The 16,595-nt window shown below is 36.3% G+C and carries 7 protein-coding genes; all 7 read left to right on the top strand.

What is annotated here, in order from left to right:
* Positions 1-310 precede the first annotated feature (310 nt).
* The 7 genes from LNQ34_RS00135 (at position 311) to LNQ34_RS00105 (ending at position 16,367) form a co-directional block, all read left to right on the top strand.
* Positions 311-3,352 carry a SusC/RagA family TonB-linked outer membrane protein gene (locus tag LNQ34_RS00135; RefSeq protein ID WP_229998286.1) on the top strand — a complete coding sequence of 1,014 codons (3,042 nt, stop codon included), beginning with the start codon at positions 311-313 and terminating at the stop codon, positions 3,350-3,352.
* A gap of 10 nt (positions 3,353-3,362) precedes the next feature.
* Complete coding sequence (locus LNQ34_RS00130) at positions 3,363-4,928, top strand: RagB/SusD family nutrient uptake outer membrane protein (RefSeq protein ID WP_229998285.1); 1,566 nt, start codon at positions 3,363-3,365, stop codon at positions 4,926-4,928.
* A gap of 112 nt (positions 4,929-5,040) precedes the next feature.
* Positions 5,041-6,978 carry a glucosamine-6-phosphate deaminase gene (nagB, locus tag LNQ34_RS00125; protein WP_229998284.1) on the top strand — a complete coding sequence of 646 codons (1,938 nt, stop codon included), beginning with the start codon at positions 5,041-5,043 and terminating at the stop codon, positions 6,976-6,978.
* A gap of 482 nt (positions 6,979-7,460) precedes the next feature.
* Positions 7,461-10,493 carry a SusC/RagA family TonB-linked outer membrane protein gene (locus LNQ34_RS00120; protein WP_202704434.1) on the top strand — a complete coding sequence of 1,011 codons (3,033 nt, stop codon included), beginning with the start codon at positions 7,461-7,463 and terminating at the stop codon, positions 10,491-10,493.
* A 10-nt stretch (positions 10,494-10,503) separates the two neighbouring features.
* Positions 10,504-12,087, top strand: coding sequence for a RagB/SusD family nutrient uptake outer membrane protein (locus tag LNQ34_RS00115; protein WP_202704433.1), 1,584 nt, complete (start codon positions 10,504-10,506; stop codon positions 12,085-12,087).
* Between the two features lie 116 nt (positions 12,088-12,203).
* Positions 12,204-14,141: a glucosamine-6-phosphate deaminase gene (nagB, locus tag LNQ34_RS00110; RefSeq protein ID WP_229998283.1), complete on the top strand. Its 1,938-nt coding sequence runs from the start codon at positions 12,204-12,206 to the stop codon at positions 14,139-14,141.
* A 159-nt stretch (positions 14,142-14,300) separates the two neighbouring features.
* A complete protein-coding gene (locus LNQ34_RS00105; protein ID WP_229998282.1) occupies positions 14,301-16,367 on the top strand; it encodes a beta-N-acetylhexosaminidase in 2,067 nt (688 codons plus the stop codon).
* The last annotated feature ends 228 nt before the right edge of the window (positions 16,368-16,595 follow it).

Raw genomic sequence — 16,595 nt, 5'->3', positions numbered from 1 at the left:
CACTTGTGTTTTTTTAATAAGATAATGTTTTTATGAAAGATAGTAGAGCGTAAATAATGTAATTCAATTATCAATGGTATTATGTTATTCAATTGATGTTATAGCACGGTCTATTAAGAATTATTTTACGTAAGAAATCACAGTCATTTATCTATATTTTATCAGAAAATGGTTATAAAATAACTCTTAAACAGTGTTTTATGGATTGTTTTGTGTCGTTTGTGTGAAGTTTAGTGCTGTATGTTTATGATAATTTCTTTAACAATATTTTAATAGTATTTTTACCTTATAACTAACAAAATAAATTATCATGAAAAATTTTTTTTTAATCTTTATGATTGTTTTTACAGCGCAGGTTTCTCTTGCTCAGGTAAAGAGCATTAAAGGTGTGATTACAGATTCTGACGGAATGCCATTGCCGGGAGTTTCTGTTGCAGTTCAGGGAGGTCCAAAAGGAGCTACTAGCGATTTTGACGGATTGTATTCAATTGAAGTGCGAATAGGAGAGACTTTAGTTTTTACATATGTTGGTCTTGAAACAAAAAAAATTGTTGTAGGTGATGAAGCTACAATCAATGTAAAAATGGTACAGGCAGCTTCTAATGCTTTAAATGAAGTAGTTGTCACTTCATTAGGTCTTAAGAAAACCAGAAAATCTTTGACTTATGCTGCTCAGGAACTTAAAGGAGAAGAGTTAACACGTGTAAAAGATGCCAACCTTATTAACACTGTTGCGGGTAAAATTGCCGGTGTTGCTATTACAAAAAGTTCTTCAGGATCTGGAGGATCTACAAAGGTAGTTATTCGTGGAAATTCTTCTTTTACAAATAACCAGCCATTATATGTAATAGACGGTATTCCTTTGCTTAATGCAGGTATGACACAACCAAACGGTACATTTGGGGATTTAGCAGGAGGTAACCGTGATGGCGGAGATGTTGTTTCATTAATTAATCCGGACGATTATGAAGGAATGACAGTTCTTAAAGGTGCTGCGGCATCTGTACTATATGGTTCTCAGGGAGCCAGAGGTGTAATTTTGCTTTCTTCTAAGAAAGGAAAAACCGGTAGTGAAACTTTTAATGTAAATTCAGTTACAACAATTGATGCGGCGGCTTATTTGCCTAAATTCCAATCAGATTATACTTCAGCCCCCGGCGATTTAAGAACTTGGGGAGCCAAACAAAAAGTAGAAAGTAATATTAAAGGTTTTTTTGAAACCGGAGTTACAAAAATTACTTCTATGGCTTTTTCAAAAGCGACTGATGGTGCAGCGCTATCTTTAACTTATGCGAATACAGATGCTTCAGGCATTATTCCGGGGAATCATTTGAAAAAGAATAACTTTGGTATTCGTCAAGCAGGGAAATTCTTTAAAGACAAATTAAATGTTGCTGTTACTGGTAACTATGTTAATCAGATAATTAATAACAGACCGGTAAACGGATTATATTTTAACCCAGTTAGCGGTGTTTATTCTCATCCAAGAGCATTTAGTCTGAATGACTTGAAAAACTATGAGGTTTATGATCAGTCAAAAAACTGGATGGCTCAAAATTATCCTGGTTTTGAAACAGCCCAGATTAATGAAAGTAACGAAAACCCATACTGGCAGATTAACAAACAAAAATCTTTTGATACGAATAGTTTCTTCAATGGTGCTATCGCTTTTGATTACAAAATAAATAGCTGGCTGAACTTAACATCAAGATATAGCTATAACAGAAATGAAAGCAATTTTCGAAAAGAAATGTATGCTACTTCAGCTTCTTCACTGGTACATCCAAAAGGAAGATATATCAACTCTACTTTAATTACAACTCAAAATTATGCTGATTTTATAGCTTTAATTCATACTAAATTATCCGAAGATTTCTCATTAAACGGAACGCTGGGAACCAGTATCAATAATGGGAAAAGTGCAGGTATAGTTCTTGACTCAGGAATTGGAGGAGGATTGGCGAATGCAAATATCTTTACATTAGGAAATTTTGTTAACAATAATGGTAATGTAGAGACCACTTATCAAAGAGAAGTACAATCCATATTTGCAGCTGCTACACTTGGTTACAAAGACTATTTATTTTTAGACGTTGCCGGAAGAAAGGACTGGTCATCTACTTTAGTAAATACAGATGATGCAGGATATTTTTATCCATCATTAGGATTAACAGGTATCTTAAGCGAAATGACTGCAATGCCGGACTTTGTTAACTTCGGAAAAGTTCGCGCTACCTATGCACAGGTAGGTAATGATATTGCTGCTTTTGTTACTAGCCCAACTTATTCTATTGTAGCCGGTACTCCTATTAATCCTCCTGCAGGACCAAGACCGGGCACTACATTAAAACCGGAATTAAAATCAGAGGTTGAGGTAGGTACGGAATGGAGAATGTTCAATAACAGATTTGGTTTTGAGCTGTCCTATTATAATTCAAAAACTAAAAACCAATATATGTTAGTTCCTGCAGAATCAACAAATATAAATGGTTATACAAACTATGCTATCAATGCAGGAAGTATTTCAAACAAAGGTTTTGAGGCAGTTGTATTTGCTGATATCATCAGAGGTGAAAAATTCAATTGGGAATCAAGAGTTAACTTCTCACAAAATAGAAGCATGGTAAATGATATTCCGGCTCAAAATGAAGAAGGAAGAATTGTTTTAACTGATCCGGGATCTAACAGTTATCGATATTCATTAGTCGAAGGAAGGCCATTTGGAGTGATAGAAGGTTATAGATTTAAGAGAGATGCCCAGGGAAGAATATTAGTAAACAAGGACAACACAATCCAAAGGACTGATTGGGAGGAACTTGGTAATGCAAATCCTGATTTTATGCTAGGATGGTCTAATACATTTAAAATAGGAGCATTTACTGCAAGCATTTTAATTGATGCGCGTTTTGGGGGTGAGGTTTTAAGTTTGACCCAGGCTATAAATGATCAAAATGGAGTTTCTAAAGCTTCCGGAGACGCAAGAAATGCAGGAGGAGTTCAAATTAACGGAGTCAGAGCCAGTGACGGAACCACACCGGTTACTACAATGGACGCAAAAGAATACTACAATACAGTTGGAGGAAGAAATGGAGTTAGCGGAGAGTATATTTATGATGCTACAAATGTGAATGTTAGAGAGGTTTCTATTGGATATACATTTAAGAAAGATAAATTACCATTCGTACAGACTGCAAGTATCTCCCTAATTGCAAGAAATCTATTCTTTATTTACAAAGATGCTCCTTTTGATCCAAATGTGGCTCTAAGTACCGGAGAAGGTTTACAAGGTGTTGATGTTTTTGGAATGCCATCAACAAGAAGCGTCGGTCTAAATTTAAACTTAACTTTCTAATCTTACTATCATGATACTAAATAAAATTAAAAAAACAGCGCTTTGCTTTTCTTTACTGGCAGCTGTAAGCTGTACAGATAATTTTGAGGAGATTAACACAAATCCCAAAGAAGCAACAACACAACAACTAGATCAGGATTATAACAGTATTAAAAGTTTATTTAAACCTGCTTTCAACAGAATGTACATTTGTGACGTTACCTGGCAATATCAATTGCAGCAAAGTCTGCAAGCTGATGGTTGGTCCGGTTATATGACAACACCGGTTGCTTTTGGAGCATTTAACAATCATGATTATGCGTTAAATGTTGGATGGAATAGTTTTGCATGGGATGATGCGTATGTAAACATCATTGCCTACTTATATAAAGTAGAACAAAGATCTAAAGGGAAATTTGATCAGTTTTATGCCTGGTCATTAATATTTAAGGCAGCTACAATGCAGAGAATAACCGATATGTACGGGCCGGCAGTATATTCTAAATTTGGCGCTGATGCCGTAACATACGATTCACAGGAAGAGATTTATAAGCAGATGTTCAAAGATTTAGATTTTGCAGTTGCAGAATTATCTAAAAGGATTACAGCAAAAGAGAAAACATCTTTTGCTGAAACAGATTTATCAACCTATGAAGGTGATTATACAAAATGGGTGAAATATGCCAATTCACTTCGTTTGAGAATGGCAATGCGCATTTCTAAAGTAAACCCTGTATTAGCAAAAGCAGAAGCAGAAAAAGCAGTAAATGACCCTATCGGAGTTTTTACTACCGTTGCCGATCTTATGAAAGTTAAATCTCCGGTAAATTTAAATGTAATAGATGTAATGAGCCACGCCTGGGCAGGACTTTTTATGGGTGCTGATATGGAGTCAATTTTAGGAGGTTATGAGGATCCTCGTATTGCTAAATACTGGGAAACTTCTGATGTTACTTCGGGGCAATATAAAGGCGTTAGAACGGGTATCGTTTATCCTTCAGGAACAACTTATGGTAAATTCTCTAAAACTGCTGCAAGAACAAAAAACGGTGAAATTACCTGGATGTCGACTGCTGAAGTGTACTTCCTGAGAGCTGAAGGAGCTTTAAGAGGATGGAACATGGGCGGGGCAGCCAAAGATCTTTATGAGGCAGGTATTAAAGCATCATTTGATCAGAATGGTGTTGAAGGTGTAGCCGCATATACTGCCAATAATGTTAAAAAACCTAAAGATTATGCAGACCCGATTAATGCTGCCAATAATGCTGCGGCCGTCTCTAAAGTTACTGTGGCATGGGGAGCAACTAAAGAGGAAAATCTTGAAAAAATTATCACTCAAAAATGGATTGCAACTTACCCTGATGGACAAGAAGCCTGGTCAGAATTTAGAAGAACAGGTTATCCAAAATTGTTCAGAATTACCAATAACAAAAGTGGTGGTGTAATCAGTACTGAATTAGGGGTTAGAAGATTGGGGTACTCTCAATCTGAGATTAACAATAATAAAGTCGGAGTTGAATCCGGAATTGCCAAATTAGGAGGACCTGATAATGGAGCTACCAGACTTTGGTGGGATGTTAACAAAGCAAACTTCTAAAATACAAACAGAATTAAAAGAATTTAAGTTTGGTTAGTAAATGGCGTAGACAACGCAAGTTGTTTATGCCATTTCATAAACCAAAATTGTAAATGTTATAAAAAGAAAAGAAATGAAAAGTGCTTTAGAAATAATACCTGATATCAGCTATAAAAGCGCGGGGAAATTTGAAGAGACACGATTTGAGAAAATCCACAATGAAATCTTCAGGAATTCCGCAGAAGCTTCGGTAATTGTAGCACAGGAAATTGCGCAATTAATCCGATCTAAACAAGAAAAGAATAAATCTTGTGTATTAGGTTTAGCCACAGGTTCTTCTCCTATCAAAGTTTATGAAGAGTTGGTGAGAATGCACAGAGAAGAAGGCTTAAGTTTTAGCAATGTGATCACTTTCAATCTGGATGAATATTATCCGATGAGCAAAGAGAACAATCAGAGCTATCATTATTTCATGCACCAACATCTTTTTAATCATATTGATATCAAACCCGAGAATGTAAATATTCCCGACGGAACCGTTGCCATTGAAGAATTGAATCAATGCTGCATCGATTATGAAATGAATATTAAAAATGCCGGGGGACTGGATTTTCAATTACTGGGAATTGGTCGTACGGGTCACGTAGGTTTCAACGAACCTGGATCCCACATCAACTCCGGAACCAGAATCATTACACTGGATCACATTACCAGAGTCGACGCTTCGTCAGATTTTAACGGGATCGACAACGTTCCTAAAAGAGCGATTACCATGGGAGTTTCTACTATCATGAGATCGGAAAGAATTGTACTAATGGCCTGGGGACAGAACAAAGCCGATATCATCAAGAGAACTATTCAGGGCGATATCAGTTCAGAAGTTCCGGCTACATTTTTACAAAACCATCCTAATGCGACTTTCGTATTAGACCAGTCAGCAGCTTCAGAATTAACCCGTTTCAAAACGCCTTGGTTAGTAGGAGAATGCATCTGGACACAAGAATTAAAAAGCAAAGCGATTGTTTGGTTGTGCCAAAAAACAAAACAATCTATTTTAAAATTAACAGACCGTGATTACAACAACAACGGAATGTCAGATCTTTTGGCGCAGGAAGGTTCTGCTTACGATTTGAACATCAATATGTTCAATGTTCTGCAGCATACCATCGCCGGATGGCCGGGTGGAAAACCTAATACCGACGATTCACATCGTCCTGAAAGAGCCAATCCGGCAAAAAAACGAGTGATTCTTTTTAGTCCGCATCCCGATGATGATGTGATTTCTATGGGAGGAACTTTTTCAAAACTGATCAAACAAGGTCACGATGTACATGTGGTATATCAAACCTCCGGAAATATAGCCGTTACAGACGACGAGGCACTTAAATTTGCCGAAGTGGCTAAGGATTTTCTTGGTGATGCTGCCTTGGGAATCAACTTTAAAGCTGTCATTGAATTTTTGAATAGTAAGTCTGAAAACCAAATAGATTCTTTGGAAGTCCGCAAATTAAAAGGATTGATCCGAAGAAGAGAATCTTATGCAGCGACCCGATACATCGGTTTAAAAGATGAGAACACGCACTTTTTGGATCTTCCGTTTTATGAAACCGGACAGGTAAAAAAGAATCCATTGGGGCCTGAAGACATTGCTATTGTAAAGGACATTATTGCACAAATTAAACCCCATCAGGTATTTGCAGCGGGAGATTTAGCAGATCCGCACGGTACACACGAAGTTTGTCTGAATGCCATCTTTGCAGCAATGAAACAACTGAAACCGGAAAAATACATGGACGACTGCTGGTTGTGGCTGTATCGCGGTGCCTGGCACGAATGGGACATTCACGAAATTGATATGGCCGTTCCGCTTTCTCCATCTGAAGTATTACTAAAACGTCACGCAATTTTGTACCACCAATCACAAAAAGACCGCGTAATGTTCCAAGGAAATGATTCCAGAGAATTTTGGGTAAGAGCCGAAGACCGTAACAAAAATACTGCCGTTTTGTATGACGAATTAGGACTGGCAGAGTATGAAGCCATTGAAGCTTTTAAACGTTTTGATTATTAAAATTACATTATAAGATCCGGGTGAGAGTGGATCGAAACACAAAATTCAGATTGATTTCATTATGAATAGTGAGGATTCGAGAGAAGCTATTCTGAATTTTGTTTCTTTTTATTTAATAGTACTTAGAGGTTTGTTACTTATGAAATGCATTATATATTATGTAGGAGAAAAAAAAATGTTGCGTTTTGGAAAAAGAATATTCGTGTAGAGTATATCAGTATATAGTTAGAATAATTCAACTATAAATGCCCTTAAGATGTTAATGATTATTAAATGATTGTTTAATAAAAGTGATTTTTTTTGTAGTAAATATTTATTTTGTTGTAAAATTTTACCAGAAAATGGCTAGAAAACGTTTTCGAATAGCATATTATTGATTGTTTTATGTCGTTGGTTTAAAATTTAATGTTGTTTGTATAAATTATTTTTTTTAACAATCCCTTAAGAATAATTTTACCCTATAACTAACAAAATAAATTAACATGAAAAAAATTTTCTTAATCTTTATGATTGTTTTTACGGCGCAGGTTTCGCTTGCTCAGGTAAAAAGCATTAAAGGTGTGATTACAGATTCTGATGGAATGCCATTGCCAGGGGCTTCCGTTGCAGTACAAGGAGGTCAAAAGGGAACTACTTCCGATTTTGACGGGGTGTACTCGATTGAAGTTCAAAAAGGACAGACTTTAGTTTTTACTTATGTTGGTCTTGAAACACAATCAATTGTTGTAGGTGATGCTGCTACAATTAATGTTAAAATGCTACAAGCGGCATCAAATGCACTTACAGAAGTTGTTGTAACTTCATTAGGTATCAAGAAAACAAGAAAATCTTTAACTTATGCGGCTCAGGAACTTAAAGGGGAAGAGTTAACACGTGTAAGAGATGCGAACGTTATCAATACAATTGCAGGTAAAATTGCGGGTGTTGCTGTAACAAAAAGTTCTGCCGGTACCGGTGGTTCTACAAAAGTAGATATTCGTGGTAGCTCTTCAGCAACAAACAATCAGCCTTTGTATGTTATTGATGGTATTCCAATGTTAAACTCTGGTTCAGGTCAGCCAAATGATACTTTTGGTAGTTTAAATGGTGGTAACCGTGATGGTGGAGATGTTGTATCTTTAATTAACCCGGACGATTACGATGGTATGACGGTTCTTAAAGGAGCAGCAGCTTCTGTATTATATGGATCGCAAGGAGCAAATGGAGTAATTTTACTTTCGTCTAAAAAAGGAAAAGTAGGACAGTCAAGTTTTTCAGGTTCGTCTGTAACTACTTTTGAATCGGCTGCTTATTTGCCAAAGTTTCAAAAAGATTATGCTGCAAGAACAGGGGAAGATGAGTCTTGGGGTGCGAAACAAAACATAAAAGATCATGTTAAAGATTTCTTTCAAACCGGAGTTACTCAAATTACATCGGTAGGATATTCTGCAGCAACTGAAAATTCTTCTACAGCATTGACTTATGCTAATACATCAGGATCGGGGATTATTCCAGGTAACGGAATTAAGAGAAATAACTTTGGAATTCGTCAAACGGCAAAGTTTTTTGATAACAAACTTACAGTGGGGGTAACCGGAAATTATACTACACAATCAATTGCCAATAAACCGGTAAATGGTCTTTACTTTAATCCACTTACAGGAGTTTATTTAATGCCAAGAGGAAATGATTTCAATTTTTATAAAAATAATTATGAAGTTTTTAATCCGACTAGAAATTTAATGGCTCAAAATTGGATGACGAACAGAGATATTATGCAAAACCCATATTGGGCTATTAACAGAAATAAATCTGAAGACACAAACACTTTCTTCAACGGAGCAATTTCGGCTTCATACAAAGCAAATGAATGGTTAACAATTGCTTCAAGATATAGTTATAACAGAGTTGACAGTGGATTTGAAAAGAAAATTTTTGCTACTACTCAAGGAACACTTTCTCACGCTAATGGTAGATACATTAGTAATGATGCAGTAAGTACTCAGCGTTATGGAGATTTAATTGCTACGATCAATACAAAATTCAGTGATGATTTTTCATTCAATGCTAATATTGGTACCAGTATTACAAATACGATGACGAATGACAGAACAATTTTAGATTCTGGAATTGGTGCCGGATTAAAAATAACAAACTGGTTTACACTTAACAATTTTGTAAACAATACAGGAAATTATCAGACAATCGACTCAAAAAGAGAAATACAGTCTGTATTTGCAGCTACTACATTGGGGTACAAAGATATGTTGTTCTTAGATGTTGCAGCTAGAAATGACTGGTCTTCTACATTAGTGAATACGAATAAAGGATCCTATTTTTACCCTTCTGTAGGTTTGACAGGTATCCTTAGCGAGATGTTCAAAATGCCGGAGTCAATTAGTTTTGCAAAAGTTCGTGCAACTTACGCTCAGGTGGGTAATGATGTTGCTGCTTTTGTTACTACTCCTGTAGATTTATATGTTCCGGGTAATAATAGTACACAACCTCAGGTTGGATTACAAAGAGGAACTACTTTAAAACCGGAGTTGAAATCAGAGTATGAATTTGGTACAGAGTGGAGATTCCTGAACAACAGATTTGGTATTGAGCTTTCTTATTATAATTCAACAACAAAAAATCAATACTTCCAATCTGCTGCGCCGGACGGAAGCCCTGAGGGAGTTAGATTTTACGGATTTAATGCCGGAAGTATCGAAAATAAAGGTTTTGAAGTTGTAGTAAATGCTGGTATTGTTAAAGGAGATAAATTCTCATGGGATTCATCTGTGAACTTTTCTCAAAACAAAAATACAGTAAAAGAACTTCCTGCTTCATCTAAAGGAATAGTGAATTTGACTGTTCCTGGAGTTAATAATTACCAATACTCTTTAATTGAAGGAAGACCGTTTGGTGTTATCATGGGAAAAAACATTCTGAAAGATGCACAGGGTAGAATTTTATTAGATAAAGATGGTAAAATTCAAGGTACTGAAGGTTTTACTGAAGTAGGTAATTCAAATCCTGATTTCATGTTAGGTTTCTCTAACACTTTCAAAGTTGGTGCTTTCTTCGCAAATGTTTTAATTGACGGACGTTTTGGTGGTAATGTTATGAGTATGACTGAAGCTCAGAATGATTTCTTTGGAGTTTCTAAAGCAACAGGTGATGCCAGAAACGCAGGAGGAGTTCCAGTAAATGCAATTAAACCAGACGGAACGGTAGTAACAAGTATACCAGCTGAGGATTATTATAAAAAAGTTGGTGGTAGAGATGGAATTACAGGTGAATATGTTTATAAAGCGACAAATGTAAGTGTAAGAGAGATCTCTGTAGGATATACTTTCAACCCTAAAAAACTTCCTGTTTTTCAAACAGCTTCTATTTCATTAATTGCCAGAAATTTATTCTTTATATACAAAGACGCTCCATTTGATCCAAACATTGCATTAAGTACAGGAGAAGGATTGCAAGGTATTGATATCTATGGTTTACCTTCTACCAGAAGTATTGGTCTTAATTTAAATGTAACTTTCTAAATTAAAAAAAATGAAACTAAATAATATTAAAAAAACAGCTATCTGTATGTCGATACTTGCTACGGTAGGTTGTACAGGTAATTTTGATGAGATTAACACCAATCCAAATGGTTTTAGTAATGAGCAGTTAAAAGATGATTTTAACGACATCAAAAAAGGATTTGCTCCAATGTTTAACAACATTCAGGTGTTAGGAGATCAGCTTGAGTCTCAGTATCAATTACAACAGAATCTAAATGCAGATATTTGGTCCGGTTATATGGCCACTCCAACTCCTTTTAGAGGAGGAAGTAACAATACAACTTATGACTTAATTGACGGATGGAACAATGCTATTTGGACAAATGCTTATCCTACTGTTATGTTTAATGCATATGATATTGCAAACAAAACTAAAGGGAAGTTTGATCATTTTTATGCACTTTCTCTTATCTTGAAAGTAGAAGGAATGCACCGTGTTACGGACATCTTTGGTCCTATCATCTATTCTCAATACGGTAAAAATGCGCCAATTGCTTATGATTCTCAGGAAGAAGTATACAACCAAATGTTTAGCGAGTTGGATTTTGCTGTAGATGAATTAACAAAAAGAGCAGATGCCGGAGAGCCTTTTGTATTTAAAGATGCGGATTTATCTGGTTATGAAGGTAACTATGCTTCTTGGGTAAAATTTGCCAACACTTTGCGTTTGAGATTAGCGATGCGTATCGTAAAAGTAAAACCTGCTTTAGCAAAAGCTCAGGCTGAAAAAGCGGTAGCACAAAAATTCGGAGTATTTACAGCTAAAAAAGATGCGTTTAGAATTGTATCTCCAACTTTTACAAACCCTATTGCTACCATTAGTGGTTCATGGTTAGACATTAGAATGTCTGCTGATATGGAGTCTATATTAAAAGGATACAACGACCCTAGAATGCCAATTTACTTTGATAAATCAGCTCAATTTACGGGTCAGTATAAAGGAATTCGTACAGGTATAGCCATTGGAGGAAAAGGAGACCGTGAGCGTTTTTCAGGTATTGGAGAAGTGGTTAGATCTAAAACCATTTATTTAGTTACTACCGCTGAAGCCTATTTCTTAAGAGCAGAAGGAGCTTTAAGAGGTTGGAATATGGGAGGTGATGCTAAATCATTATACGAGGCAGGTATTGGAGCGTCATTTGACCAAAGAGAAGCTTCTGGTATTGCTAAATATTTAACGGATAATACTAGTTTGCCTGTAGCCTATGTTGATCCTGTTGCTGCTGTAAACAATTCAGCTCCGGTAAACAATATTACTATTGCCTGGGATGATGCAGCTACAAATGAGGTGAAATTGCAAAGAATTATTACTCAAAAATGGATTGCAGGTTTCCCGGAAGGACAAGAGGCTTGGTCTGATTACAGAAGAACAGGATATCCAAAATTATTCCCTGTAGTGGTAAACAATAGTGGAGGAAAAATTTCTACCGCACTTGGAGCCAGAAGAATCAACTTTACTTCAAATGAAGTACTAAATAATAAAGAAGGTGTAGCAACTGGTGTAGCTAAGTTAGGTGGTCCGGATAACGGAGGAACCAGACTTTGGTGGGATGTTAACGCTCCAAATTTCTAAAAAAAATAATCAAAGAATTAAAAGAATTTAAGTTTGGTTAGTAAATGGCGTAGACAACGCGAGTTGTTTATGCCATTTCATAAACCAAAATTGTAAATGTTATAAAAAGAAAAGAAATGAAAAGTGCTTTAGAAATAATACCTGATATCAGCTATAAAAGCGCGGGGAAATTTGAAGAGACACGATTTGAGAAAATCCACAATGAAATCTTCAGGAATTCCGCAGAAGCTTCGGTAATTGTAGCACAGGAAATTGCGCAATTAATCCGATCTAAACAAGAAAAGAATAAATCTTGCGTATTAGGTTTAGCCACAGGTTCTTCTCCTATCAAAGTTTATGAAGAGTTGGTGAGAATGTACAGAGAAGAAGGCTTAAGTTTTAGCAATGTGATCACTTTCAATCTGGATGAATATTATCCGATGAGCAAAGAGAACAATCAGAGCTATCATTATTTCATGCACCAGCATCTTTTTAATCATATTGATATCAAACCTGAGAATATAAATATTCCCGACGGAACCGTTGCCATTGAAGAATTGAATCAATACTGCATCGATTATGAAATGAATATTAAAAATGCCGGGGGACTGGATTTTCAATTACTGGGAATTGGTCGTACGGGTCACGTAGGTTTCAACGAACCTGGATCCCACATCAACTCCGGAACCAGAATCATTACACTGGATCACATTACCAGAGTCGACGCTTCGTCGGATTTTAACGGGATCGATAACGTTCCAAAAAGAGCGATTACCATGGGAGTTTCTACTATCATGAGATCGAAAAGAATTGTACTAATGGCCTGGGGACAGAACAAAGCCGATATCATCAAGAGAACCATTCAAGGGGATATCAGTTCAGAAGTTCCGGCTACATTTTTACAAAACCATCCTAATGCGACTTTCGTATTAGACCAGTCAGCAGCTTCAGAATTAACCCGTTTCAAAACGCCTTGGTTAGTAGGAGAATGCATCTGGACGCAAGAATTAAAAAGTAAAGCGATTGTTTGGTTGTGCCAAAAAACAAAACAATCTATTTTAAAATTAACAGACCGTGATTACAACAACAACGGAATGTCAGATCTTTTGGCGCAGGAAGGTTCTGCTTACGACTTGAACATCAATATGTTCAATGTTCTGCAGCATACCATCACCGGATGGCCGGGTGGAAAACCCAATACCGACGATTCGCATCGTCCTGAAAGAGCCAATCCGGCAAAAAAACGAGTGATTCTTTTTAGTCCGCATCCCGATGATGATGTGATTTCTATGGGAGGAACTTTTTCAAAATTGATTAAACAAGGTCATGATGTACATGTGGTATATCAAACCTCCGGAAATATAGCCGTTACAGACGACGAGGCTCTTAAATTTGCCGAAGTGGCTAAGGATTTTCTTGGTGATGCTGCCTCGGGAATCAACTTTAAAGCTGTCATTGAATTTTTGAATAGTAAGTCTGAAAACCAAATAGATTCTTTGGAAGTCCGCAAATTAAAAGGATTGATCCGAAGAAGAGAATCTTATGCAGCGACCCGATACATTGGTTTAAAAGATGAGAATACCCACTTTTTAGATCTTCCGTTTTATGAAACCGGACAGGTAAAAAAGAATCCGTTGGGGCCTGAAGACATTGCTATTGTAAAGGACATTATTGCACAAATTAAACCCCATCAGGTATTTGCAGCGGGAGATTTAGCAGATCCGCACGGTACACACGAAGTTTGTCTGAATGCCATCTTTGCAGCAATGAAACAACTGAAACCGGAAAAATACATGGACGACTGCTGGTTGTGGCTGTATCGCGGTGCCTGGCACGAATGGGACATTCACGAAATTGATATGGCCGTTCCGCTTTCTCCATCTGAAGTATTACTAAAACGTCACGCAATTTTGTACCACCAATCACAAAAAGACCGCGTAATGTTCCAAGGAAATGATTCCAGAGAATTTTGGGTAAGAGCCGAAGACCGTAACAAAAATACTGCTGTTTTGTATGACGAATTAGGATTGGCAGAATACGAAGCAATTGAAGCTTTTAAACGTTTTGATTATTAAAATTACATTATAAGATCCGGGTGAGAGTGGATCGCAATGCAAAATTCAGATTGATTTCATTAGGAGTAGTGAGGGTTCAATCGAAATCATTCTGAGTTTTGCTTTTATTATTTATTATTAATGTTGTGTAAAAGCAACATCTTTCCAAAAACAAAAAAAATGAAATATTTATTAGTCCTACTATTAGCGGGTGTAACTGCTAGTGCTCAGATTAAAAAAGAGCAGTTAAATCTTATGCCCTGGCCCCAAAGCGTTGTGTTAAATGATGGTAATTTTGCGTTAAATAAAAATTTTAAAGTAAATATTACCGGAAATCCAAATCCCCGAATTTTTGGCGGAGTAACTCGCTTTTTGCGCCGACTAGATGGTAGAACCGGTATTTTTTTCGAACAGGGATTTATTACCAAATTAAATGAAGTCCCAACAGCTGAACTTCAAATCAATTGTACTAAGAGTGGAAAAATTGGTTTGTATGAAGATGAAAGCTATCATTTGGATATCAAAACAAACAAAATTACAATCAATGCAACAAGCGATTTAGGTGCCCTGCACGGTCTTGAAACCTTATTGCAAATGTTGCAGAATAATAACACCTCATTTTATTTTCCTGCATCCAAAATTTCAGATTTTCCAAGATTTACCTGGAGAGGTTTGATGGTTGATGCTGCCAGACATTTTCAGCCAGTAGATGTAATCAAAAGAAATATTGATGCATTAGCAGCTACAAAAATGAATGTCCTTCACTGGCATTTGGTAGACGACCAGGGGTGGAGAATTGAAATGAAAAAACATCCAAAACTTATTGAAAAAGCTTCGGATGGAATGTATTACACACAAGAGGAAATTAAAAATATCGTAAAATATGCTGATGAGCGCGGTATTTTAATCGTTCCGGAAATAGATGTTCCTGGTCACGCATCTGCAATACTTACAGCTTATCCTGAGATTGGAAGTAAAGTAATCACACTGACAGGAGGAACTTCTGAAAAAAATATTCAGGGAACCGCAATTGCGACCTATGGAATTGAAAGAAATGCGGGTATTTTTTCACCAACATTAGATCCTTCAAATCCTAAAACATATCAATTATTAAGTGAATTATTTGATGAGGTTTGTCCGTTATTTCCGGGGGCTTATTTTCATATCGGAGGAGATGAAAACGAAGGAAAGGACTGGGATTCAAACCCTAAAATTCAGGAATTTAAAAAGAAAAATAAGTTAACAACCAATCATGAGTTACAGACTTATTTTACCATGCAGTTGATTCCGATGCTTAAAAAACATGGAAAACAGTTAATGGGATGGGAGGAAATTCTGACCAAGAACATGTCAAAAGACGCCATTATTCATGCCTGGAGAGGCCCTAATGAAGGAGTAGTAGCAGGACAGTCCTTGATTGAATCAGTAAAAAAAGGATATAAAACCGTAATGTCTAACGGATATTATATTGATTTATTATATCCGATAGCAAGTCATTATCTAAATGACCCTATGCCCAAAGGCGCTGATTTAACCGCTGAAGAAAAAGCGAGAGTATTGGGAGGAGAAGCGACAATGTGGACAGAACTTGTGTCGCCACTAACAATCGATTCGAGACTTTGGCCGAGAACAGTTGCAATTGCAGAACGCCTTTGGTCAGCCGAAGATATTACAGATTTAGCCAGCATGCGCAGACGTCTTGATGTAGTTTCTTTCAGATTGGAAGAGTTAGGAATTACGCACATTCGCAATAAGGATGTGATCTTAAGAAATATCTCGAACAATCAGAATATTGATTTCGTAGAAGAATTTACAAATGTTTGCGAGCCTTTAAAAGGTTACAAACGAAATAAAGGAGGAACTGAGTATCAAATGTACTCTCCGCTAACTCTTTTTGCTGATGCCTGTACACCGGATGCTAAAGATTCTCTGGCTTTTGACGATGCAGTAGCACAATATTTAGCAAATAAGACACCGGAGAATAAAGCAAAAGTAACAGCATTTTTAAACAAGTGGATTGCTGTAAACAAAGGATTGGTAGAATTGAGTGCAAATGCACCTTTGATACAACACTTTTTACCTCTGTCTAAAAAATTGAATGATGCATCACAAGAACTATTACTTGTTTTAGATAACAAATCAACTTTAAAAGTGGATGATCTGAAAAATTTAATCGAGCTATGTAACAGTAAAGACCACGCTGATGTTGAGTTGTCAGTATATGAAAGTCTTAAAAAATTAATTTAAAGATTTGTTTGAGTTAGTATTTAGTATGTTTTTTTTACCATGATTATTTAGTAATTCGTTATCTCTGCCATATAGGTTTCTGGCAGAGATAATTGTGGTAGACTTTACTACATCTTTAACTTCGGAACAATTAATAAGCATAAAATTATAACCAAAAAAAGTATTAACATTTAAAAACCAAATAGTAAGTCGCATACCACAAACATGACAAAAAGTAAAGTATTTAGA

It is taken from the genome of Flavobacterium lipolyticum (assembly GCF_020905335.1).
Lineage (GTDB): Bacteria > Bacteroidota > Bacteroidia > Flavobacteriales > Flavobacteriaceae > Flavobacterium > Flavobacterium lipolyticum.
Note: the sequence above shows the minus strand (reverse complement) of the source record. Positions and strands in the feature narration are given on the sequence as shown.

Coding starts and splice junctions, on each gene's coding strand:
- LNQ34_RS00135 (WP_229998286.1), top strand. CDS start 311: ATGAAAAATTTTTTTTTAATCTTTATGATTGTTTTTACAGCGCAGGTT.
- LNQ34_RS00130 (WP_229998285.1), top strand. CDS start 3,363: ATGATACTAAATAAAATTAAAAAAACAGCGCTTTGCTTTTCTTTACTG.
- nagB (WP_229998284.1), top strand. CDS start 5,041: ATGAAAAGTGCTTTAGAAATAATACCTGATATCAGCTATAAAAGCGCG.
- LNQ34_RS00120 (WP_202704434.1), top strand. CDS start 7,461: ATGAAAAAAATTTTCTTAATCTTTATGATTGTTTTTACGGCGCAGGTT.
- LNQ34_RS00115 (WP_202704433.1), top strand. CDS start 10,504: ATGAAACTAAATAATATTAAAAAAACAGCTATCTGTATGTCGATACTT.
- nagB (WP_229998283.1), top strand. CDS start 12,204: ATGAAAAGTGCTTTAGAAATAATACCTGATATCAGCTATAAAAGCGCG.
- LNQ34_RS00105 (WP_229998282.1), top strand. CDS start 14,301: ATGAAATATTTATTAGTCCTACTATTAGCGGGTGTAACTGCTAGTGCT.